Here is a 24,494-nt window from a genome sequence, read left to right on the forward strand (position 1 = left end):
GAGATTTTATGAGGAAAAGGTTATATTTTGAAAAAAAAGATGAAATGATATATATATCACATCTTGATACTATTAGATTGATGGAAAGATTATTTAAAATAAGTGGAATTGAATTAGAATTTTCACAAGGATATCATCCAAGAGCGAAAATATCTTTTGGGAATCCAATATCTGTAGGAGAAATAAGTTTAAAAGAACCTATAGATATTGTTTTAAAAAATAATATCAAAAATGAAATTTTATTAAAAAAATTAAATGAAAAAGCACCTAAAGGATTAAGATTTATAGATGTAGAAGAATTAAGTAGTAAAGGCTCCATAATGTCGGAATATAAAAAAGTAGAATATGAAATAGAATTTTTAAAAGAAGAATATTTTGAGATGTTTAAAAAGATTTTAGATCAAGATGAAATGATTGAAATAAAAGAAAAAAAAGATGGAAAAATTCAAAAAAGAAATTTAAAAGAAAAAATAGAATTTATAAATTTTATAGATAAAAAAGCACAATTAATTTTAAAAAATTTATCACCAAATGCACTTCTTAGATTAGCTAAGATAGATAATGAATTTTATAAAATAAAAAGAATTAAATATACAAAATAGGAGGACATATGTTAGAGCTGAGATATATAAGAGATAATGTTGAATTTTTAAAAGATATGTTAAAAAATAGAAGGACAGAAGTTGATTTAGATAAATTTGAACAATTAGATGCAGAACGAAGAGATTTATTAGAAAAAGTAGAAAAGTTAAAACATAAAAAAAATATAGTCTCTATAGAAATAGGGAAATTAAAGAGAGAAAAAAAAGATGCTACTGAAATAATAAAGGAAATGGGGAAAGTAAGTCAAGATATTAAAGAGTTAGATTCTAAATTAAGTGAAATAGAGAAAGAATTAAAATATATCCAAATGACTATACCAAATGTGTATCATGAATCAACACCTATTGGAAAAGATGAGAATGAAAATATTGAGATTAGAAAATGGGGAGAGCCTAAAAAATTTGACTTTGAAGCAAAAGAACATTATGAAATTGCTGAAAAATTAGATATTTTAGATTTTGAAAGAGGAGCAAAATTAGGAGGATCTAGATTTACTTTATATAAAAAACTAGGAGCCAGATTAGAAAGAGCATTAATTAATTTTATGTTGGATTTACATACACAAGAACATGGCTATGAAGAAATAATAGCTCCAATTTTAGTAAAAAGAGAGATAATGGAAGGAACAGGACAACTTCCAAAATTTGAGGAAGATGCATATAAAACAACAGATGATATGTTTTTAATACCTACATCAGAAGTACCTTTAACTAATATTCATAGAAAAGAAATATTAGAAGAAGGAGAATTGCCTAAATATTACACAGCATTTTCTGCATGTTTTAGAAGAGAAGCGGGATCATATGGGAAAGACATAAAAGGAATAATAAGACAACATCAATTTAATAAAGTAGAATTAGTAAAATTGGTAAAACCAGAAAATTCTTATGAAGAGCTTGAAAAAATGGTGTTAAATGCAGAAGAAGTACTAAAAAGGTTAGAATTACCGTATAGAGTTATTCAATTATGTACAGGAGATATAGGATTTTCTGCAGCTAAAACATATGATATTGAAGTATGGTTACCAGGACAAAATAAATATAGAGAAATATCATCTTGTAGTAATACCGAAGATTTTCAAGCTAGAAGAATGGGATTAAAATTTAGAAGAAATGGGGAGAAAAAATCAGAATTTTTACACACATTAAATGGTTCTGGGTTAGCTGTAGGTAGAACAGTTGTAGCTATATTAGAAAATTATCAACAAAAAGATGGCAGTGTAATTATCCCTAAAGCTTTAAGACCGTATATGGGGGGGATAGATGTTATTAAATAGTATAATTTTTTTATTTATTATTTTAAATAAAAATTTTATATACCAATTGACAGTGAGTATTTTATTGCTTACTATCAATTTTTTTAATAAAAAGAAAACAAAAATTTATCAAAATATAAAACACGTATACATTTTTTTTATTTTAATTTCCATTTCTAAAATTTTTATTTATCAAGAAGGAGAGGTATTAATAAAATTAGGGAAATTTTTTATTACAAAACTTGGATTTTCACTTTTTTTAAATAATTTTTTAAGATTAATCAATTTAACTATTTTAGCACATAATATTACAATATTAGCTAGAGATAAAATTTCACTAGGAGAATACGAGAAAATATTTAGTATTATATTAGATATGACACCGAAAGTGTTTAATAATTTTAAAAAAAGAAGAAAAATAAAGTATTTTTATAAAAATATATTTAAAGAGATATATAAGAGATTATAAAAAAAATTGATTTTATTGTTAAAATCTGGTACAATATTAGAGTGAAAGTGTATTAAAATTTATATCTAGGAGGCTTTTGTATGAAATATAATTATAAAGAATTAGGTCTTTCTAATACGAAAGAAATGTTTAAGCATGCAAATGAAAATGGTTATTCAGTTCCAGCATTTAACTTTAATAATATGGAGCAAATGGAAGCAATAATTGAAGCTTGTACAGAAATGGGTTCGCCAGTTATATTACAAGTATCAGCTGGAGCTAGAAAATATATAGGGAAAGAAATTGTTCCTTTTTTAGCACAAGCAGCGGTAGCTTATGCAAGATCAAAAGGATCTGATATTCCAGTAGCATTACATTTAGATCATGGACCAAATTTAGAAACAGTTAAAGACTGTATAAATTATGGATTTTCTTCTGTAATGATAGATGGTTCTCATCATTCATTCGAAGAAAATATAAAAGTATCAAAAGAAGTTGCTGATTATGCACATCAATATGATGTATCAGTAGAAGCAGAATTAGGAATATTAGCAGGAGTAGAAGATGATGTAGTTGCAGAAAAAACTATATTTACTCAACCTGATGAAGTAGAAGAATTTGTTTCTAAAACAGGAGTAGATTCATTAGCAATAGCTATAGGAACTTCACATGGAGCATACAAATTTAAACCTGGTGATAATCCTCAAATAAGATTAGATATTTTAAAAGAAATAGAAAGAAGAATACCTGGGTTCCCAATTGTTTTACACGGTTCTTCATCAGTACCAGCAAAATTTGTTAAATTAATAAATGAAAATGGTGGAAAAATTGCTGATGCGATAGGAATTCCTAATGAACAATTAAGAGATGCTTCTAAATCTGCAGTAGCGAAAATAAATGTTGATACAGATGGAAGATTAGCATTTACAGCAGGAATAAGAGAAGTATTCGCTAAAAATCCTTCTGAATTTGATCCTAGAAAATATTTAGGACCAGCAAAAGAATATATGAAAGAATATTATAAAGAAAAAATACAAACTGTATTTGGTTCTGAAGGAGCTTATAAAAAAGGGGAATAATTCTTGACAGAATTATAAAAAAAAGTTATAATAATTTCTATAAAATTAAATATATTTGAGGTGGGAGTCTAAAACCCACCTCAAAAAAAAAACTTTAGACGAATTTTTTTTTTCGTCTTTTTTTTATTGTAAATTAACATTTTAAGGAGGAAGAATGAAGCAAACAAAATATATTTTTGTTACTGGAGGAGTAGTATCATCATTGGGAAAGGGAATAACAGCGGCTTCTTTAGGAAGATTGTTAGAAGAAAGAGGTTATAGTGTAACTATTCAAAAATTTGACCCATATATAAATGTAGATCCAGGAACAATGAGTCCTTATCAGCATGGAGAAGTATTTGTTACTGATGATGGAGCTGAGACAGATTTAGACTTAGGACATTATGAAAGATTTATAGATCAAAGTTTGACTAAATATAATAATGTAACAACAGGGAAAATTTATTCAGCAGTAATAAATAAAGAAAGAAAAGGAGAATATCTTGGAGGAACAGTACAAGTTATTCCTCATATAACTAATGAAATAAAATCAAAAATAGAAATAGTAGGAAAAGAAAATAATTCTGATATAGTAATAACAGAAATAGGAGGAACAGTAGGAGATATAGAATCAACTCCTTTTTTAGAATCAATTAGACAATTTAGGTATGACGTGGGGAAAGAGAATGTATTATATTGTCATGTTACTTTATTACCATATATAAAAGCAGCAGGAGAGTTAAAAACAAAACCAACTCAACACAGTGTAAAAGAATTAATGAGTATAGGGATAAGACCAGATGTTTTAGTTTGTAGAACAGAAAAAACAGTAACTGATGAAATAAAAAGAAAATTATCTTTATTTTGTGATATAGATGTAGAAGGTGTAATCGAATGTCCAGATGCTTCTACAATTTATGAAGTACCATTAATTTTAGAAGAATTAGGATTAGCTGATGTAGTATGTAAAAAATTAGGATTAGAAAATAATAAACCTAGTTTACATGAATGGTCAGAATTAGTAGATAGAATTAAAAATCCTGAAAAAGAATTTAAAGTAGCTATTGTAGGGAAATATGTTGAATTAAAAGATGCGTACATAAGTATAAATGAATCTATTTTACATGCAGGTTATAGTTTAAAAGGAAAAGCAAAAATAGACTATATACAAGCAGAAGATATAGATGTATCTGTATTAAAAAATTATGATGGTATTTTAGTACCTGGTGGTTTTGGTCAAAGAGCAGTAGAAGGTAAAATTAAAAGTATACAATATGCAAGAGAAAATAAAATTCCATTTTTAGGTATTTGTTTAGGAATGCAATGTACAGTTATTGAGTATTCTAGAAATGTTTTAAATTATAAGGATGCAAACTCTACTGAATTTGATGAAGATACTAATTATCCAGTTATTGACTTACTTCCAGAACAAAAAGATATAGAAGATATGGGTGGAACAATGAGATTAGGGGTTTATCCATGTAAATTAAAAGAAGGAAGTTTAGCTAAAAAATTGTATCAAGAAGAGTTAATATATGAAAGACATAGACATAGATATGAATTTAATAATGAATTTAAAGAAATAATTATAAATGCAGGACTTGAAATATCTGGAACTTCACCAGATGGAAGGTTAGCTGAAATTGTAGAATTAAAAAATCATCCTTATTTTATTGCATCACAATTTCATCCAGAATTTAAATCAAGACCAAATAGACCACATCCTTTATTTGTAGGTTTTGTTAAAGCTATGTTAGGAGAAGAAATATAAAAAAGAGAGAGAGAAGCTCTCTTTTTTTGCTAGTAAAAATAGTTAAAAATTGATAGAATATAGTGGCAATAGAATATTTATATTTTATTAGAAATTGTTAAATCTTTAAAATTAAGGAGAGAAAATGCTAGTTAAATTAGAAAAAGCTATTATATTTGATGAAAATTATAATAAAATAGAATTTAAAAACCCAATTGAAAATACATATGAAGAGTTAAAAGAAAAATGGAAAAAAAAGGATGAGAATTATAATAAAATTGATTGGAAGTTAGAATTTGGAATATATGATAAAAAAAATAATAAAATAGGAGAATTTTATTTAGATACTGAAAATGAAATTATAGCAAATATTGATTTAGATGGATATTTTAATGGTGAAAGTTTAGAGATAGAGGATGGCATAGAAGTAAAGCTAATAAAAAAAGATTCAGGGTTATTAGAAGCTATGATATATTCTGAACTTGTTAGAAATGATGTTTTAGATGAAAATCATCAAGATTTAATTTATATGAATCTTTTTCCAGAGTGGTTAAATGGTTTGTTAATTGAAAAATCAAATGAAAATGAAGTTTTAAAAAAATTTAAAGATTACTTTTTAATAATATTTGAAAAATATAATATTATAAAAGTTCTTGACTTAAATAAAGAAAATTATGAAATAATTTGTTATAATGATGAAATAAAAGATGAATTTAAAAGTTTTTTAAATAAAACGCTAAAAAAATATGAATTTATACTTCATCAAGTAGAATATGAAGGAAATATAGAAGAATTATTTGATATATATTATGAATGGAAAGAAAGAATATAGGAGTGAGTTTATGAAAGAGTATTTAGATATGGTAAAATATGTTTTAGATAATGGAGTAAGAAAGAAAAATAGAACAGGTGTAGATACTATAAGTACATTTAGTTATTTTTATAAAGTAGATCTATCGAAAGGGTATCCATTATTAACAACTAAAAAAGTATATTTTAATTCAATGTTAAAAGAATTATTTTGGTATTTAAGTGGCGATGAGCATATAAAAGAATTAAGAAAGCATACTAAAATATGGGATGCATGGGCTGATGAAGAGGGAAGATTAGAAACAGCTTATGGAAGATTTTGGAGAAAATATCCTGTGCCAAAAGAGAATCATTTTAATGGAGAAGTTTGGGTAGATAAAGATAATAAATGGACAACAGAACACCAGGATGGAACTTTGACATTTGACCAAATACAATACATTATAGACACTTTAAAAGAAATTAAAATTAATCCTGAAGCATCTAACGGTAGAAGGTTAATAGTTTCAGCATGGCATCCAGGGAATGCGACTATAAGTAAATTACCGCCATGTCACTATACATTTGCATTTAATGTACAAGGAGATAAATTAAATTGTCATTTAACTCAAAGAAGTGGAGATGTTGCTTTAGGAATACCATTTAATTTAGCGTGTTACTCGTTATTAACTATGATGATAGCAAAAGAGTGTGGTTATAAAGTAGGTGAATTCGCACATACAATAATAGATTGTCACATATATGAAAATCATATAGAAGGGTTAAAAGAACAAATAAAAAGAACTCCTAAAGAATTACCAGAAATAAAAATAGCTGATAAACCTTTTAATGAATTAACGCCAGAAGATATAGAGTTAATAAATTATAATCATGATCCATTAATAAAATTTGAGGTAGCTGTATAAATATGTTTAGCAGATTTAATATATTATAAAGAAAATATAAAAAGGAGTTTATACTTTAAACTCCTTTTTATATTAAAAATTTTTATTTAAATAAGTATAAATATTTTGAATATCCCTTTTCTTCCATTTCTGCTTTAGGAATAAAATTTAAAGCTATTGAATTTATACAGTATCTTAATCCAGTAGGTGGAGGACCATCAGTGAAAACATGTCCTAGATGGTTATCAGCATATTTACTTCTCACCTCAATTCTTTTATAAAATAAACTTTTATCTTCTTTTTTTAATATAAAATGTTCATCTATTGGCATAGTAAAACTAGGCCAACCTGTACCAGATTTATATTTATTAGTAGAGCTAAATAAAGGTTCACCAGATAAAATATCAACATAAATTCCTTCAAGTTTGTTATCCCAGTACATACCAGTAAAAGCTCTTTCTGTTCCATTTTTTTGAGTAACTTTATAAGTTAAATTAGATAATGTCTTTCTTAACTCTTTATCAGTGGGTTTTTTATAGTTGCTATATTTTGTATTAATACTATTCAGTTTTTTCCCTTTCCATATTTTTTTTAAAAATTGATCTCTTCCTGAACGATATCTATAATAATTATATTTAATAGAATGTGTTTTATAAAAATTTTGATGATATTCTTCAGCTTTGTAGAAAACTTTTGCAGGCAAAATAGGGGTAATAATTTTTTTACTATATAAATTTAATTGTTCAAGATTTTTTTTAGAAATTTCCGCCATTTTTTTTGTTCCTCATTTAAATAAAAAATAGCAGTTGAATATTGAAAACCTCTGTCAACAAATTGTCCATCAGGATCTGTTGGGTTTATTTGTGACCAAAAAATATCTAATAGTTTATTATAAGAAACTTTTTCATTGTCAAATAAAACTAATATAGCTTCTCTATGACCGGTTTTACCATTAGCTACATCCTTATAACTAGGATTTTTTTCATTACCACCTGTAAAGCCAGAATAAACTTCTTTAACACCATTTATTTTTTCAAAAGGAGGTTCCATACACCAGAAACAACCACCTGCGAAAATAGCTTGTTGTGTTTTTGAATAAGATGGATTAAACAATATAATAAATATTAATAAATAATATGATAATTTATACATAAAGATCCTCCAAACTAGCATGAATGCTAGTTATTATTTTAACTAATTATATTATATGCGATAAAAGTTAAAAAAACATGATAAAAAAAATAAAGAATATAAATATAAAAAAGTAAAAAAAAATTGACATTTTAATTTAACTATGATAAAATATTTTTTGTTCTCAAGGGGGTGTAGCTCAGTTTGGTTAGAGCGCATGCCTGTCACGCATGAGGTCGCGGGTTCGATCCCCGTCACTCCCGCCATTTAAATATATGCCGCTTTAGCTCATCTGGTAGAGCAACTGACTTGTAATCAGTAGGTGGCTGGTTCGACTCCGGCAAGCGGCACCATAAATAAATTTTACGAAGTAAAATTTATGAGCAAGCGTAAAAATCTGTAAGATTTTTTAAGCAAAAGGTTTTTAAATTAAAATTAGAGTAAAATTTATGAGCAAGCGTAAAAATCTGTAAGATTTTTTAAGCAAAAGGTTTTTAAATTAAAATTAGAGTAAAATTTATGAGCAAGCGTAAAAATCTGTGAGATTTTTTAAGCAAAAGGTTTTTAAATTAAAATTAGAGTAAAATTTATGAGCAAGCGTAAAAATCTGTAAGATTTTTTAAGCAAAAGGTTTTTAAATTAAAATTAGAGTAAAATTTATGAGTAAATGTAAAAATCTGTAAGATTTTTTAAGCAAAAGCTTTTTAAATTAAAATTAGAGTAAAATTTAGAAAATAATAAGCTCCGTTCGTCTAGAGGTCAGGATTCCAGGTTTTCATCCTGGCGGCAGGGGTTCGATTCCCCTACGGAGTACCATATATGGTTAGGTTCCCGAGTGGCCAAAGGGAGCAGACTGTAAATCTGCCGGCTCTGCCTTCGAAGGTTCGAATCCTTCCCTAACCACCATAAATAAATTTTACGAAGTAAAATTTATGAGCAAGCGTAAAAATCTATAAGATTTTTTAAGCAAAAGGTTTTAAATAAAAAGTAAAGTAAAATTTATGAGCAAGCGTAAAAATCTATAAGATTTTTTAAGCAAAAGGTTTTAAATAAAAAGTAAAGTAAAATTTATGAGCAAGCGTAAAAATCTGTAAGATTTTTTAAGCAAAAGGTTTTAAATTAAAAATAAAGTAAAATTGAAAGAAAATTTTTGAAGAATATATTAAGATAAGCATCCTAATTAAAGGATGTTTTTTTATTGACTTGACACTTTAAAATATGGTAGTATTTAGTAAATAAAAAAACTTAATAAATAAAAAAATTTATATAAAAGGAGTAAAAAATGGAAATAAAAAAATTAAAAGAAAATTTTTTTAAGGACTTATTAAAAAAAGGATTTACAGAAACCACTATAGTAACTCATAGAAAAAATATAGAATTTATTCCTGAAGAAATTTTACTAGATATTGATAGAATAATAGAGTATTTAAAGGAAAATTTTAATAATACAAATAAAACAGATGTAAATAAAATGATAGCAACTTTAAAAAGATTATTTAGTTATTTATATAAAAATTCTGATATATCAAAATATAAAGAAGCTAAATTGAAATTATTACATTATAAAGAATTAGTTAGTAAATAAAGTATATAAATTATAAATATTAGTAAAATATCTTATTATAGGGTGATATTAAAATTTCAATTCAATAAAAAAGAGCTCAAAGCTCTTTTTTTATTGAATTGATTTTTAATAATATGTATAGTATACTAAATTTAAAGATAATTAAAAAAAAGAAAAAGGTGATTAAAATAAAACTGAAAAATAAATTAATATATTATATTATTTTACCATTGGTATTAATCATATTTGTTTTAACTTTTTATATATCATATGAAATAAAAAAGAAACAAAAAGAGATGTTTTTAGATAAAATAGAAACAGATAATCAAAGTATTAAAATAATAAATGAAAAACCATTATGGGCTTATGATTTAAATGCACTTTATGTAAATTCAAAATTTTTTTTAGATAAACCTGAAATAGTAAAAATAGTAATAACAGAAAACAAAAATAAATTAATTGAAATAGCAGATAATACATATGAACCAGATATTTTTTATACTATCAGTGTTTTTCATGATGGATTGAAAATAGGAGATATATATATCGAATATTCTTCAAAATATATAGATAAAGAGATTAATATAATTCTTAGCCAAATATATATAGTAGAATTATTTTTTATAATAATATTTTCATTTTTAATATTTGTAATTTCAAAAACAGTATATACTCCTATACAAAAAATTGTGAAAGCTTTACAAAATTTAGACAAAGGAAATTATGAATTTGAACTCATATTAGATAGAAATGATGAATTTAAAATAATAGAAAAATATTTTAATAAAGTAATTAAAGGGTTTAATTATGAGCGGAAAAAAAATATTGAAAATATGGAGCAGATAAATAAAACAAAGGATGAACTGGAAGCAGCATATAATCAAATGATTTCTATAAATAGTATGCTTGAAAATACTTTGAAAGAATTAGAATTATCTGAAACAAAATATAAAAATATTTTTAAATACTCTCCAGGTGGAATAATAATATTAAATATTAAAAATGAAAATTATGAAGAAATAAATGAAAAGGTTTTAGAGATAACTAAAAATTTTACATCTAATTATGAAAGAGAAAAAATAGAATATATTATTGAAAATGTTGAAGTAATGAAGCTAATAGAAAAAATGATAAAAACAAAAAAAATGTTGAAAAAAACAATAAAATTTGAAGAAATTGAAAAAACATTAATGGTTACGGTGGCACCTATAAATAATAATTCTGAATACGCACAGATATTTTTAAATGATATAACAGAACTAAAAGATTTAGAAGAGAAATTAAAAAATTATGCAGAAACTCTTGAAGTAAAAGTAAAAATGAGAACAGCAGATCTTCAAAAAGCAAATGAACTAATAAAAAGTCAACAAGAAGAGATGGTAAAAAATGCTTATAATAAAGCTTTTATAGAGGTAACTTCGGGAATAATACATAATATTGGAAATATTGTAAATATTATAAATATGAATATGGAAGAACTTATTGTAGAATATCCTGATAATGAAAAAACATATAAGTTTTTTAATGAAATATTATCTAGAGAACTACAGAAAATAGATATAAAATCAAAAGAATTAGAAAAAATAATTAAAATCACTCCTGAAATTATTGAAACGATGAAGGAATATGATGAGAAAATAAAAGAAAAGATTGAATTAATCTCTAAGAAGCTTTTACATTTAAAAGAGATAATTCAATTGCAACAAAATTTTGTAGGTTCATTAGGAACGGAAGACTATAATAATATAAATGAAATAGTAAAAGAAGTTATAGAAATTTATGAATCATCTTTAGAAAAAAGAGGAATAAATTATAAATTTAATAGAGGTGAAAATCAAGAAATATTATGTGATAGAGGGCAAATATTTCAAGTAATAAGTAATTTTATAAAAAATGCATACGAGGCTATAGAGGAAGCAGAAAAAAAAGAAAAATTATTAGAAGTAACTACGTACAATAATAAAGATAAATTTATTATAGAAATAAAAGATAATGGAATAGGAATAAAAGAAGAAAATTTAAATAAACTTTTTGAGTTTGGTTTTTCAACGAAAAAAGAAAATGGAAAAGGGAATGGCTATGGACTGTATAGTTGTAAATCAATTATAAAAAAATATGGAGGAGAAATTTTAGTAGAATCTAAGTATGGAGAATATACAAATTTTAAAATCATTTTACCGAAAAGGAGTACAAAATAATTGAAAAAGAAAAACTTTATAGTAATACTTTTTATAGTAATAGTTAATTTAACATTTACAAATACAAAAGAAAATTACGTAATTGCTAGTTTTAATACATTACATTTAGGATGGAAAGGTAAAAATTATAAAGAATTATCTGAAATAGTTTCATTATTTGATTTAGTGGGATTAGAAGAAGTAATGAGTAAGGATGGATTAAAGAAGCTTGATAGTGAATTAGAAAAATTAACTAATGAAAAATGGCATTGGCATATTTCAAAGTATAGTGTAGGAAGAAGTAAAAAATATAGAGAATATTATGCATATATATGGCGAGAGAAAAAAGTTAAATTTAAAAGAAGTATGGGTTTTTTTAAAGAAAAAAATGATGAATTTATTCGAGAACCATATGGAGCAATTTTTCAAATTAAAAATTTAGAATTTGGATTTGTACTTAATCATTTTATTTATGGCGATAAGAAAAGAGATAGACAACTAGAAGCTGTTTATTTAGATGAAGTATATGATTATTTTACTAAATATACTAAAAAGATATTAGTAGCAGGAGATTTTAATTTACCAGCATATGATATTTCATTTAAAGATATGATTAGAAATAAGATATTTTATGCAATAGATCCATCAAATAAAACAACAATTGGTAAATATGGATTAGCAAGTTCATATGATAATTTTTTTCTATCATATGAAATATTTTCTGAATATAGTGGAAGAAATGGAGTATATGATTTTACAAAAGATAAAAAATATGACAAGCAGTACGGAAAAGAAAAATATAAAATTCTTCGAAAAACAATATCAGATCATTTACCAGTATTTATAGAATTAAATATATAATAAAGTTGTGAAAACAGCTTTATTTTTTTTGTTTATATATGTTATAATCAAATGGAAAGAAACTAGTTGTAAAAGGGAAATAACTATAGAAAACCAAAAAACTAGGAGGAATAAAGTGAATATATTAAAAAGATTATTTAATAAAAAAAATTATAGAGATTATTTTTTAAATGGAGAAAATATAAAGTTTGATAAAAACTTGAAAACAGGAATTATCTTAGATAATATTGATAATGAAAATGGTAGCTATATAATAGAAAGGTTTTTAGAATTATTAAATGAAAATTTAGATAAAAAAAACATAAAAGGAAGTCTAAGAAAAAGTTTAGAAAAATTAAATAAAGAATTTTTAGGGAAATATGAAAATGTTAGTATCCAAATATTTTCTGAATTAGAAGACAAAAAAATAATTATTTTAAATATAGGAAATATAAGATTTTATGTTTATTCAAATAATGAAATAAGGCAAATAACAGAAGATGATACAGAATTTTTTAGATTATTTAAAAATAATATGATTGATTATTCAAAAGCAAAAGAGAGTCCATTAACAAATATCTTAACAAATTCTTTAGGGAAAAATAATTATATAAATACATATGAATACTTCATACAGCAAGGTGATAGAATAATAATATTAAATTCGAAAGCTTATAATAGAATTGGAGAGACTGGAATAGAAAATATTTTAACAAAAGAACTAAATTTTGATAAATTAAAAGATAGTTTTATTAAAAATGAAAATGTTTTTTTAAAAAATGTAAGTAGGTGATAAAAATAAATAAAAATAATTTTATTAAGCTTTTTCCAAAATCATTAAAAGAAAAAATAGCAAATATATATGAAAAAATAGAATTAGTAAAAAATATAGATTATTTTATACAATTAGAAGAATTTTATAGTGGAGAAATTTGGAAAAAGTTATTAAAATATGAATATGAATTAGGAGTTAAAATAATATTAGATAATTATATAAAAAATGGAGAAAGAAAAAATATAATAATAGCACCTATTGATTTAGAATTGAATTATGACCAATATTTTAATTTGAATATGATAAAAATAGAAAATCTATCAAAATTCAAAGATTTAGGGCATAGAAATTATTTAGGAAATATTCTTTCATATGGAATAAAAAGAGAAAAAATAAGTGATATTGTAATAAACGATGGAAATGCATATTTCGTAACATTTTCAGATATAGCAGAATATTTAATCAATAATATTAATTCAATAGACAAAAATAATGTAATTATAAAAAAGATATATAACAATGAAAAAATAGAGATACAATTCGAAAGAATAACAGGAATAATATCATCAAATAGATTAGATAATATAGTGTCTTTATTAACTAAACTATCTAGAAATGAAGCAGTTAAATTAATAGAGAAAAATTTAGTTTATGTAGATTATGAAGTAATTAATAAAAAAAATAAGAGTTTGAATGAAAAAAATATATTAACTATAAGAGGGTATGGTAAATATTTTTATAAGGGAATAGTGGGATCAACCAAAAAAGACAGATTAAAAGTAGAAATGATGAAATTTATGTAGGGGAGTGAGAAAATTTGAAAAAAAAAATAAAAAAAATAAAAAATTTTTTAATGTTTTTATTTTTGATAATTATATTAATTTTTACAATATATTTATTTAGAAATCCAATAATAGAAAAAATAACTGAAAGTACATTGACTAAAATAAATGGTGCAAAAGTAGAAATAGAGGGATTAAATAATCCTATTTTCACTTTAAATATTAAATGGAAAAAAATGCAATATACAGATAATAAAAATCCTATGAAAAATAAATATGAGATAAATAATGTTAATTTTACTTTGAAATCAAAACCATTATTAGCAGGAAAATTTATTATCGAAAATTTTTCTGCTAATGAAATATATTTAAATACTGATAGAAAAGAAAGTGGTGCAATAGAAGTAAAAGTTAAAAAAACTAAAGAAACTTCAAATAAAGATAATAAAGTATTAGAAAAATTAAATAATATAGTTAAAGATAAAATTAAACAAGAAAAAAGAGGATTAATTAATGAAGGATTTGATAAAGATAAATATATAGAAGAAAAATTAAACTCGTTAAGTCTTGAAAGTGACAAGAAATATATAAAAGCGAAACAGGAATTAGAATTAAAAAAAGAGTACTGGAAAAAATTATTAGAAAAAAGAGAGTATGAAATCAAGTTGAAAAATATTGAAACGGAAATAAAAAAAATTGATGTAAAATTAGAATTAGGTGAAGTAAAGAGTTTAGAGGATTTAAAAAAATTAAATGCAAAAAAAGAGAAACTTGAGAAAAATAAAAAACAAATAAATAAACTATTAAAAGATATAAATACAATAAAAAAAGAAATAGAAGAAGATATAAAAAATTTTAGCTTAGATATCGCAGAAATAAATAAAACAAAAAATGATCTATTTGAAGAATTGGATAATGATTTGAATAAATTAAATGATTTTAAAGATAATAGCGGAAATGAATTAAATGAACTAACTAGTGCTTTTTTTGGAGAAAAAAGTATAAAAATTTTTAATATAATGTTTGAGCAATATAATAAAATAATTAATATTTTTGGAAAAGATAAAAGTAATAATAAAAAAGAAGAAAAAAAAGAAAAAATGCCAGAATTACCAAAATTTTGGATAAAAAATAGTAATATAAAAATAATTGAAAATAATAAAATTTATTCAGGGGAAATAACAAATATCACAAATAATCAAAATAAAACTAAACAACCAACAATAATTGAATTAATTAATAAAAATAATGAAAAAATAGAATCTAAAGTTTATGCATATATTGATAATATAAAAAATATAAAAAGTTTAGATATAAGTATAAATGATAAACAAATAAAAAATGAAGATATGGGATTATTTAAAATAGAAGAAGGAAATTTAGAAGGTAAAAATAGTATAAAGGATACAAATGATGGTTTTTTTATAGAATTAAATTATAATATAAAAGATATTGTAATTAATAAAGATATAAAAATAGCTAATAAAATATTAAAACAAGTTTTAATAGATAGTTTAGATGAGATAAAAGTATTAAATATTATTTTAAAATTTGAAAATAATAAATTTATATTTAATTCAAATTTAGATAATGTAATAGCTAATAAAATAAACGAAATTTATAAAGCAGAATTAATAAGAGCAAAACAAGAAATAGATAATAAATACAGAGCTAAAATAACTAATATAAAAAATAGTTATATAAAAGAAATGGAAAAATTTGAAAATGAGTATAGAGAGAAATTAAGCATATTAAAAAATGGAAATTTAGAAAAACTAAACAAATTAAAAAATCAAGAAAAATTACAAGAAAATATAAAAAATGATATAAAAAATAAAGAAGAAAAATATCAAAAAATTCTTGATGAAAAGAAAAAAGAACTTGAAGAAAAATTATTGTCAGAACAAGAAAAATTAAAGGAAAAAGCAAAAATTGAACAAGGGAAATTACAAGAAGAAGTAGATAATAAAAAAGAAGAAACTCAAAATCAAGTAGAAGAAAATTTAGAAAAATTAATACAAGAAGAATTGGAGAAAAATAAAGATAAAATAAAAAATATATTTAAATTTTAGTTTAATCTTAAAAAAAATGATATAATTTTTTAATGTAAAAGTAGAGAGGAGTTTAATATGAATAGATATATTCGTGCTATAATTCCCTCCAAATTAAATTATTATTTTTTAAGATAATAATTTAAGGAGGTAAATTGTGGACATAAAACAAGTAAAACAACTTATTGAAGAAAAAAAATATGTGAAATTAAAAGAAGAATTAGAAGATATACACGAAGTAAATATTAGTGAAATATTAAAACTTCTTGATAGTAAAGAAGCGTTATTGATATATAGATTATTATCAAAAGATATAGCTGCTGAAGTATTTTCATACTTAGATCCAGATGATCAAGAAAAATTAATTAATGGATTTACAGATGTTGAAATAAAAGATTTAATTGAAGAATTATACTGGGATGATATGATAGATTTAATTGAAGAAATGCCTGCAAGTATTGTTAAAAAAATATTAAAAAATTCAAATGCAGAAAATAGAAAGCTTATAAATCATTTTTTAAATTATCCTGAAGATAGTGCAGGAAGTTTAATGACAATAGAATACATTTCTCTTTATCCGGAAATGACAGTTAAAGAATCTCTTGATTATATAAGAAGTGTAGGAAATGAAAAAGAAACAATATATACATCATATATTTTAGATAAAGGAAAAAAATTATTAGGAACAGTTTCTTTAAAAGAACTTATTTTAGCTGAACCAAATATAAAAGTAAAAGAAATTGCAAACGAAGATGTAATTTCAGTATATACAACAGATGATCAGGAGTTAATAGCAGAAGTATTTAAAAAATATGATTTAATAACAGTTCCTGTAATTGATAAAGAAGGCAGAATGGTTGGAATAATAACAATAGATGATATCGTAGATGTAATAGAAGAAGAAACAACAGAAGATATCCAAAAAATGGCGGCAATAACACCATTAGAAGAAAAATATCTTGATATAGGGCCTATAGAGATGGCTAAAAAAAGAATACCTTGGTTAGCTATCTTAATGATATCTGCTTCACTAACATCTGCAGTAATTAGTAGATATGAGTCTATATTAGCTCAAATGACAGTGCTCAGTAGTTTTATGCCACTTCTTAGTGGAACCTCAGGGAATGCAGGATCACAAGTTTCAGCACTTATTATACGGGGATTATCTTTAGGAAATATAAAGTTAAAAGATTTGTATAAAGTTATTTGGAATGAATTTAGAACAAGTATTATAATAGGTATAGTTCTTGCGATAATTAATTTCTTTAGACTTTATTATTTAGAAATTGCATTAGTAGGAAATCCAGAAAAATTTAGAATATCATTATTGGTATCAATTAGTTTAATGTTTACAATAATAATGTCAAAAATTGTAGGTGGGATACTGCCAATAGCTGTAAAAAGCATAAAATTAGATCCAGCTTTAATGGCAAGTCCTCTTTTAACTACAATAATCGATGTAATGTCATTAATTGTATATTTTAACTTAGTTCATTTCTTTTTTAACATATAAAAAAGCTTGACAAAAGATAGAATATATTATATAATCATACTCGCCACACTAGCTGGGGAGGTAGCGGTGCCCTGTAATCTACAACCCGCTCTAGTAGAAGTGAATTCCGACTTAAGGTATATTTTGGTTGTGGTTTGACTCTAGAATGAAATGTTGAGAATAGAGTCCTAGATGGCAAAAGAATAGTGAACCGTGTCAGATCTTGACAGAAGCAGCACTAAGCTATTTTCTTTTGGGTATTTAGGGTAGCTCTATTTGAGTGGATTTCTATTGTATCACACAGTTGAAATATATCAAGGGTCGGTGTGTGGCCCTTTTTTATTTTTTGAGGGGGGAAATTATGGATAATTTATTAATTATTATAGGTGTTTTATGTGTTATAATATCTTTAATATCTATGATAAGTTTAAGAAGAAAAGTGGATGAAAGAATTGAAGTATTTAAGGATCATGAGTTGGAATATAGGGATTTGAGAAATGATATAATAGAATTAAAGGATGAATTTTCAAAAAGTGCTGAATTAGAAATTATGAATCTTGATAAAAAAATGAGAGAGCTTAATAAAACTAAGGTACTTATTGAAAATAAGATAAAAGAGGGACAATCATTAAACCAAATTTTAGAAAATACATTTGAAAAAATAAATAATATAGAAGTAAATGTAAATAGTAATTTTAAAGAAAATCCTAAGTATTTAGAAAAAATAATAATAGACTATTATAAACAAGGATTATCAATTAGGGAAATTGCTAAAAAAACAGGGAAAACTTTAAATGAAATTCAAATGATAATGGGACTTACATTAAATTAAAAAATAAGATTTCATAAAAATAAAGAGTAAAATTAGTTACTCTTTATTTTTAATTTAGAAATATTAGAAATATACTTATTTTTATTAAATAAATATATTAGATAATATTCTTTTTTTAAATTACTATTAATAAAAATAACTTCATATTTTATTTCTAAAGGTTTGATTAGATAATTTTTTTGATTAATATTAATAATACAATTAAGATTATTTAAGATATATTCAGATAAAAAATTAAGTTTATAATCTAAAATTTGTTTATCTATATTAAATTGTGTAATATTATATTTTTTCTTTAAAACTTCTAATTGGGATTTTAAATAAAAATTTTCTGGAAATTTATTAGATTTTTTAATATTACAATCACGGCATAATAAAACAGCATTATATTTATTTTTATATTTTAAAGGATAACCTTTTGATATTGGATAGTGATGATCAATTTCTAAATTGTTTGTAGAACCGCAATTAAAGCATTTATTATTAAACAAATTAAAAATATACTCTTTATCATTTTTATTAAAGCTTTTATCTAAATAATTTCTATATTTTTTATTATTAATATGATTTAAAGTATATTCATATGTTTTTAATGAAGTAGAATTATTATTATTTTTTAAAATATAATTTAAAAACAACAATAATAATAATATTAAAATAATAATAAGAAACATAATTAACCTTTTATTAGATTTTCTAATTTTTTAATTTGTTCTTTTTTTCCAAAAACTAATAATTTTGAATTAGGATTTATTAATGAAGTAGAAGTAGGATTTAATTTTATTTTATTATTTTCTTCAATACCTACAACTATTAAACTGGTTTTTTGAGGAATTTTAGCCTCTAATAATGTTTTGTTTACAAGTTTGCTATTTTTAGGAATATCAATAAATTCTACTTTTAGCTCATCAACACCACTTTCAGTAATATAATCAATAAATTTGTTAATATTTTTTTGAGCAGTGATTTTAACGATTTTATCTGCAGCAATGCTAAGTGGAGAAATAACATAATCAGCACCAGCTTTTTTTAATTTTTTTTCACTATGTAAATCAAGTGCTCTAGTAATCACACTAATTTTATTATTTAAAGATTTTGCTGATAATGAAAGAAATAGATTTTCAGCGTCACTTGAAAGAACAGCTACTAAAGCTTTAGCTCGTTCTATTCCTGCTTCTATTAAGGTTTCATCTTTTGTAGCATCTTCATTTAAAATTAAAATATTATTTCCTAAAGTAGATTCTAAAACTTTAATTTTTTCAATATCACTTTCGATAACTACAAAATTTTCATTTGATTTAACATACTGTTCTATAATTCTATATCCAGTTCTACCTGCACCACAAATAATTATATGATTTGATAAATTATTAATTTTACTTTTCACTTTTACTCCTTTTAAATATTTATTTAATTCACCTTCTAAAATAAATTTTACTATTACAGATACACTATATAACACAAAACTAATTCCAATAAAAATTAAAAATATAGTAAAAATTTTACCAGATAGTGATAGAGGCTTGAGTTCACTAAAACCAACAGTTGATATAGTAATAGCAGTCATATAAATAGCATCCATTAAAGAATAATTTTCAATATAAATATAACCTAAAATTCCTATTAAATATATTGTTATTAAAGATAATATCATTAATAAAAAGTTTTTAAAATTAATCATAGGACTCCTTTACTTTTAATTATATAGTAATATAACATGAATTACAACAATAAATTATTGCTAAATAGTGTAAAGTATGATAAATTTTATATAAGAAAGGGGAGATAAAATGAAAAAAATACTTTTATTTATTTTAAATTTAATTAAATATGTAATAAAACAAATAGTATTTATAATTCTATCATTTAGTATATTATTTGGGATTATATTTTACTTTGTATCGGTTAACTTACCAAGTGAAATGGAGAAAACAGTTGAGGTAGTACCTGATTCATATCTTGAATTGTCTTTTCCAGATGGATTAAGAGAAAAAAATAATTTTGAAAGCATAGTAGAAAATATTTTTGATAACAGAACAACTTCATTTTATGATGCAGTAAGAGCAATCGAAAATGCTAAAATGGATAATAAAATAAAAGGAATTTTAATTAATTTAACAACTATTAATTTACCAATGGTATATATGGAAGAAATAGGAAAAGAATTAGAAGAATTTAAAAAATATAATAAAAAAATTTATGCTTATGGAGAAATAATAACAAATGGCAATTATTTTTTAGCTTCATATGCAGATGAAATAGTTATGCCACCTTCACATTCTACAATTGTTAATTTATCGGGATATTATCGTGTAATAGGATATTATAAAAATTTATTTGATAAAATAGGTGTTAAATTTGATGTATTACATATAGGTGATTATAAAACATATTCAGAAGAATATATTAGAGAAAATATGAGTAAAGAAAGAAAAGAAGAATTAAGTAGAGTATTAGATTATTCTTTAAATTATTTTGTAGAACAAATATCTAAAAATAGAAATATTGATAAATATAAATTTTATAATAATTTAATAAATGGAAAATATGTTAGTAAAGATTCTTTGATTGCAAAAGAGAGTAAATTAATTGATGGATTAGAGTATTATAATCAATTTTTAGTTAAAAAAGGGATTAATAATATAATTTCTATATCTAAATATAATAAAGCTCGAATAGAGAGAAAAAGTAAAGATAAAATAGCAATAATTTATGCAGATGGAAATATAGATTTTGAGACATCATATTCTAATATGAATTCAATTACATATAGTCAAATGGAAGAAGAATTAAAATTAGCAGAAGAAGATAAAAATATTAAAGGTATAGTCTTTAGAGTCAATTCTCCAGGAGGATTAGCGCTAATAGCAGAATTGATTACTGAAAGATATAATAATACAAATAAACCAATATATGTATCAATAGGAAGAGTAGCCGCATCTGGGGGATATTATATATCTACTGTAGGTAAAAAAATATTTATTAATAATAGTAGTATAACAGGTTCAATAGGAGTTGTAACTAGAATATTTAATGTAAATGAACTTTATGATAAATTAGGAATTAGATTAGAAGAGATAAAAAAAGGAAAATATAGTGATTTATATTCATTAAATAATAAATTAACAGAAGAAGAAAGAAGAATAATTATTGAAAACCAAAAAAATACATATAAAGAATTTAAAAATAGAGTTGAAAAATCTAGAAAAATTGATTCAGAATCATTAGAAAAAATTGCGCAAGGGAAAATATGGATAGGAAAAGAAGCAGTAGAGAATGGCTTAGTTGATGGAATTGCAACGCTTAATGGAACTATTAAAATTATGGCAAAAGATTTGGGATTAGATAATTATAGTATTATTGAAATTTATAAAAAAGTAGAAGATAATAATTTAGTTTCAAGATTTAGTAAATATATCAAAGTTAATAATATTTATGATAAGTTAAATGAAGAATTAAAATATATAGAGTCATATAATAAAAAAATTCTTTTAATGAATGAATATGATATATAGTTGAAAAAAATGAAAAAATAGAATATACTTAAGGAAAGGCTTGGAGGTGAAAAAATGCTTAAATATGAAGAAGCATGGAATTATAATGAATATCTAAGATCATCCTTAATAGAATATAGAAAAAAGCAAGAAAAAATTTTTTCTAAAATTTCATTAAAAAAAGAAAACATAAAAAAGATAAAAAATATTAAAACAAAAGTAAATATTGTAGTTTTTGCTGAAATATACTGTCCTGATTCTAGAGCTGTTATACCTTTTTTGGAAAAAACAAGACAAGAAAATGAAAATATAGATTTATATATTTTCCCAAGAGAGGGGAATGAACATTATTTATCAAAAATAACAAATGAAACTAAAATCCCATCAATATTTATTGAAGATATAGAACAAGAAGAATTATGCTTGATATATGAAGAAATTTTACCAGATTTAAAATTTAAAATAAAAGAACATATTTTAAGAGACGAAAAAGATATTGCACAGGAAATAATATATAATTATAGAATAGGTAAATATAATGATCAATTAGAAGAGTATTTAGTTAATAAAATTATAGAAAATATAATATAAAAAAACTCTGGCAAAGCCAGAGTTTTTTTATTGTTTAAACATATTGATCAAATCATTTACTTTATCTGTTGTAGATGTAAGGTTTTGAGCAGCGTCACTTAATTCATTAATTATTTCAGCAGTAGAAAGTACAGCAGTATCAATTTCATTTACTCGAGTACCTATTTCCTCAAAGGTAGCAGTTATATTATCAGAGTTGTTTGATAATTGATTTAATTCATTTGTTTGATTAGAAATACTTGAATGAATTGTATTTAATTCTTTAATTAAAATTTCAAATGAATTTACAATACCTTCAATCGTAGTAGAAACATTATTAATTTCTATAATAGTCTCTTCAAGTTGAGATTTATTATTATTAGAACTTGTTACATTTTCGTCTATTTTTTTAGACATATAATTCATTTTTTCTTCTATTTCCTCAGCAGTTTCTCTAGAAGTATTAGCTAATTTTCTAATTTCGTCAGCAACAACAGCAAAACCTCGTCCTGCTTCTCCAGCTCTAGAAGCTTCAATAGCAGCATTTAATGCAAGTAAATTAGTTTGTTCTGTCACATTATATATTTTTTCAATAAAAGTATTAACTTCATTAGATAAAGCTTTTAATTCATTAATTTTTTCAGAGTTTTCAGAAATGTGCTTACCAACACCACTTATTTTATTTAATGTAAGTAAAAGATTATCTTTTTCTTTTAAAGTATCATTTAATACTTCTTTATTATTTTCTGTAATTTGTGCAACAGTTGATAATATTGTATTTGAATCAGTTGATATATTTTTTACTTGAGAATCTACTTCATTTAAAGTTTCTAATGATTGTTTAATAGAAGTAGTAATTGTATTTATACTGGCTGATAATTCTTCTGTAGTTGCAGCAGTTTTTAATACAGAATTACTGATAGACTCAGCTTCATTAGATACTTCGTTAGATACTGATTGAATATTAAATATAATTTTACGAAGAGCATCAACCATAGTTTTAAAACTTTTTGTAAGTATACCAGTCTCATCTTTTTTAAATCTTCTAGGGAAAGGAACCGTTAAATCAAGTTGGCTTAACTTTTCGGCAGTTCGAGTAAGATTTCTAAGAGGTCTATTTATACTAGTAATAGTAGTAAGAAGTATTGATGAAACTAATAATGAAATAAATAAAATAATTATTAAAGTACGAATTCCAATTTTTTTAATAAGTAGTATATTTTGATTAGATATTTTTCTTATATTTTCAATACTAGTAAGATTTTGTTTGTTTTTTAGATCAACGTAAGGTTTTAAAGAATAATAAATAGTTTCAATATTTGTATTAATAGTAGTATTTATAAATACTTGTAATTCATCTCGTAAAGTTATAATTTCTTTCTCTTTTTCTAAAAATTTAGTTAAAATTTCTAATTGATTTTTATCATTTGATTCAATAGATTTTTTTAAATTATTACGAAATGTAAATAAATCATTTTGTTTTTTAAAAATTAGATGTTTTTTATTTATTAATTTTTCTACATTTCCATTAAAAGTAGTAAATAAATTATTTAATGTTCCTTTTAAATTAAGTTTAGAAGCTGCAGAATAGATATTATCAATATCAGATTTTATTTTTTTCTGAATAGCATTTATATCTTTTGGATCTTCAGCTCTTTTTAATTTATCAATAGTGTTAAAAAAAGTAATAAAAGAATTTTCTAATATTTGCATGTCCGCATTTGCTTGAGCAATTTCTTTTAGATATTCAGTGTTTTTATTAATTTCTAGTGCTTCTTTTTTAAATGAAATATTACTAATAAAAGAATTAGCAGCAATACCAGTCATACCAAGAATTAATACAATAAATCCTAAAAATAATTTTTTTGAAATTTTCAAAATAAACCCTCCTAACTAAATATATATATATTATAACGTAAAACTTTTAGTTTTGACAAATAAATTTTATTTTTATAATTGTAAACGATTACAATTTATA

General features: G+C 23.1%; 21 protein-coding genes, 4 tRNA genes, 1 other RNA gene and 1 pseudogene. 22 read left to right on the forward strand and 5 right to left on the reverse strand.

Annotated elements, in window-relative coordinates; all coding sequences use genetic code 11:
* The first annotated feature begins 8 nt into the window (after positions 1 to 8).
* From EV215_RS02415 to thyA, 7 genes are all read left to right on the forward strand, one after another.
* Positions 9 to 602 (forward strand): TIGR03936 family radical SAM-associated protein, encoded by a 594-nt coding sequence (locus EV215_RS02415; RefSeq protein ID WP_134112403.1) that lies wholly within the window; start codon positions 9 to 11, stop codon positions 600 to 602.
* Between the two features lie 8 nt (positions 603 to 610).
* Positions 611 to 1,879 (forward strand): serine--tRNA ligase, encoded by a 1,269-nt coding sequence (serS, locus tag EV215_RS02420; RefSeq protein WP_134112404.1) that lies wholly within the window; start codon positions 611 to 613, stop codon positions 1,877 to 1,879.
* Positions 1,866 to 2,327, forward strand: a complete 462-nt coding sequence (locus EV215_RS02425; protein ID WP_134112405.1) for a hypothetical protein — start codon at positions 1,866 to 1,868, stop codon at positions 2,325 to 2,327. Before serS ends, EV215_RS02425 begins: the two co-directional genes overlap by 14 nt.
* Before the next feature lie 80 nt (positions 2,328 to 2,407).
* The gene (locus EV215_RS02430) at positions 2,408 to 3,385 is read left to right on the forward strand and encodes a class II fructose-bisphosphate aldolase (protein WP_134112406.1); all 978 of its coding nucleotides are present in this window, start codon (positions 2,408 to 2,410) and stop codon (positions 3,383 to 3,385) included.
* A gap of 154 nt (positions 3,386 to 3,539) precedes the next feature.
* A complete protein-coding gene (pyrG, locus tag EV215_RS02435; RefSeq protein WP_134112407.1) occupies positions 3,540 to 5,135 on the forward strand; it encodes a CTP synthase in 1,596 nt (531 codons plus the stop codon).
* A gap of 124 nt (positions 5,136 to 5,259) precedes the next feature.
* On the forward strand, positions 5,260 to 5,946 hold the full coding sequence (locus EV215_RS02440; RefSeq protein ID WP_134112408.1) for a hypothetical protein: 687 nt from the start codon (positions 5,260 to 5,262) through the stop codon (positions 5,944 to 5,946).
* A 10-nt stretch (positions 5,947 to 5,956) separates the two neighbouring features.
* Positions 5,957 to 6,829, forward strand: a complete 873-nt coding sequence (gene thyA, locus EV215_RS02445; RefSeq protein WP_134112409.1) for a thymidylate synthase — start codon at positions 5,957 to 5,959, stop codon at positions 6,827 to 6,829.
* An 82-nt stretch (positions 6,830 to 6,911) separates the two neighbouring features.
* Here the strand turns inward: thyA and msrB are convergent, their stop codons facing one another.
* Both msrB and msrA read right to left on the reverse strand, forming a co-directional pair.
* Entirely contained in the window at positions 6,912 to 7,448 is a 537-nt protein-coding gene (msrB, locus tag EV215_RS10560; protein WP_503465903.1) for a peptide-methionine (R)-S-oxide reductase MsrB, read from the reverse strand.
* A pseudogene (msrA, locus tag EV215_RS10565) lies at positions 7,440 to 7,981 on the reverse strand (peptide-methionine (S)-S-oxide reductase MsrA); the annotation flags it as partial. The pseudogene msrA and the gene msrB, both read right to left, overlap by 9 nt.
* 146 nt (positions 7,982 to 8,127) lie before the next feature.
* Between msrA and EV215_RS02455 the strand changes: the two are divergent.
* The 13 genes from EV215_RS02455 to EV215_RS02515 all read left to right on the forward strand — a co-directional run bounded on the left by EV215_RS02455 (position 8,128) and on the right by EV215_RS02515 (position 18,452).
* Positions 8,128 to 8,205 (forward strand) — tRNA-Asp (locus tag EV215_RS02455).
* Positions 8,206 to 8,216: 11 nt separating this feature from the next.
* Positions 8,217 to 8,292 (forward strand) — tRNA-Thr (locus EV215_RS02460).
* A gap of 388 nt (positions 8,293 to 8,680) precedes the next feature.
* Positions 8,681 to 8,755: transfer RNA gene (locus tag EV215_RS02465), tRNA-Glu, on the forward strand.
* A gap of 5 nt (positions 8,756 to 8,760) precedes the next feature.
* A tRNA-Tyr gene (locus EV215_RS02470) sits at positions 8,761 to 8,845 on the forward strand.
* A 376-nt stretch (positions 8,846 to 9,221) separates the two neighbouring features.
* Complete coding sequence (locus EV215_RS02475) at positions 9,222 to 9,524, forward strand: site-specific integrase (protein ID WP_134112410.1); 303 nt, start codon at positions 9,222 to 9,224, stop codon at positions 9,522 to 9,524.
* A 275-nt stretch (positions 9,525 to 9,799) separates the two neighbouring features.
* Positions 9,800 to 11,701, forward strand: coding sequence for a sensor histidine kinase (locus EV215_RS02480; RefSeq protein ID WP_166667323.1), 1,902 nt, complete (start codon positions 9,800 to 9,802; stop codon positions 11,699 to 11,701).
* Positions 11,702 to 12,541 (forward strand): endonuclease/exonuclease/phosphatase family protein, encoded by an 840-nt coding sequence (locus EV215_RS02485; RefSeq protein WP_134112412.1) that lies wholly within the window; start codon positions 11,702 to 11,704, stop codon positions 12,539 to 12,541.
* A 115-nt stretch (positions 12,542 to 12,656) separates the two neighbouring features.
* Positions 12,657 to 13,313 (forward strand): hypothetical protein, encoded by a 657-nt coding sequence (locus EV215_RS02490; protein WP_134112413.1) that lies wholly within the window; start codon positions 12,657 to 12,659, stop codon positions 13,311 to 13,313.
* Positions 13,310 to 14,098 (forward strand): YlmH/Sll1252 family protein, encoded by a 789-nt coding sequence (locus EV215_RS02495; protein ID WP_134112414.1) that lies wholly within the window; start codon positions 13,310 to 13,312, stop codon positions 14,096 to 14,098. Before EV215_RS02490 ends, EV215_RS02495 begins: the two co-directional genes overlap by 4 nt.
* A 14-nt stretch (positions 14,099 to 14,112) precedes the next feature.
* Positions 14,113 to 16,149 carry a hypothetical protein gene (locus EV215_RS02500; RefSeq protein WP_134112415.1) on the forward strand — a complete coding sequence of 679 codons (2,037 nt, stop codon included), beginning with the start codon at positions 14,113 to 14,115 and terminating at the stop codon, positions 16,147 to 16,149.
* A 136-nt stretch (positions 16,150 to 16,285) separates the two neighbouring features.
* Positions 16,286 to 17,641 (forward strand): magnesium transporter, encoded by a 1,356-nt coding sequence (gene mgtE / locus EV215_RS02505; protein ID WP_243832383.1) that lies wholly within the window; start codon positions 16,286 to 16,288, stop codon positions 17,639 to 17,641.
* A 43-nt stretch (positions 17,642 to 17,684) separates the two neighbouring features.
* Positions 17,685 to 17,952: signal recognition particle sRNA large type (gene ffs, locus EV215_RS02510), an RNA gene on the forward strand.
* A 29-nt stretch (positions 17,953 to 17,981) separates the two neighbouring features.
* The gene (locus tag EV215_RS02515; protein ID WP_134112416.1) at positions 17,982 to 18,452 is read left to right on the forward strand and encodes a hypothetical protein; all 471 of its coding nucleotides are present in this window, start codon (positions 17,982 to 17,984) and stop codon (positions 18,450 to 18,452) included.
* A gap of 32 nt (positions 18,453 to 18,484) precedes the next feature.
* On the opposite strand, the gene EV215_RS02520 is transcribed toward EV215_RS02515, so the two are convergent.
* Together EV215_RS02520 and EV215_RS02525 are read right to left on the reverse strand one after the other, a co-directional pair.
* On the reverse strand, positions 18,485 to 19,126 hold the full coding sequence (locus tag EV215_RS02520) for an HNH endonuclease (RefSeq protein WP_134112417.1): 642 nt from the start codon (positions 19,124 to 19,126) through the stop codon (positions 18,485 to 18,487).
* 2 nt (positions 19,127 to 19,128) lie between these two features.
* Positions 19,129 to 20,133 carry a potassium channel family protein gene (locus EV215_RS02525; protein ID WP_134112418.1) on the reverse strand — a complete coding sequence of 335 codons (1,005 nt, stop codon included), beginning with the start codon at positions 20,131 to 20,133 and terminating at the stop codon, positions 19,129 to 19,131.
* Positions 20,134 to 20,242: 109 nt separating this feature from the next.
* Here EV215_RS02525 and sppA point away from each other — a divergent pair, with 109 nt between their 5' ends.
* Complete coding sequence (gene sppA / locus EV215_RS02530; protein ID WP_134112419.1) at positions 20,243 to 21,967, forward strand: signal peptide peptidase SppA; 1,725 nt, start codon at positions 20,243 to 20,245, stop codon at positions 21,965 to 21,967.
* 54 nt (positions 21,968 to 22,021) lie between these two features.
* Positions 22,022 to 22,537, forward strand: a complete 516-nt coding sequence (locus EV215_RS02535) for a thioredoxin family protein (protein ID WP_134112420.1) — start codon at positions 22,022 to 22,024, stop codon at positions 22,535 to 22,537.
* Between the two features lie 27 nt (positions 22,538 to 22,564).
* Here EV215_RS02535 and EV215_RS02540 read toward each other — a convergent pair whose 3' ends face one another.
* Positions 22,565 to 24,394 (reverse strand): methyl-accepting chemotaxis protein, encoded by a 1,830-nt coding sequence (locus tag EV215_RS02540; RefSeq protein ID WP_134112421.1) that lies wholly within the window; start codon positions 24,392 to 24,394, stop codon positions 22,565 to 22,567.
* Positions 24,395 to 24,494 lie beyond the last annotated feature (100 nt).

It is taken from the genome of Hypnocyclicus thermotrophus (assembly GCF_004365575.1).
GTDB classification, from domain to species: domain Bacteria; phylum Fusobacteriota; class Fusobacteriia; order Fusobacteriales; family Fusobacteriaceae; genus Hypnocyclicus; species Hypnocyclicus thermotrophus.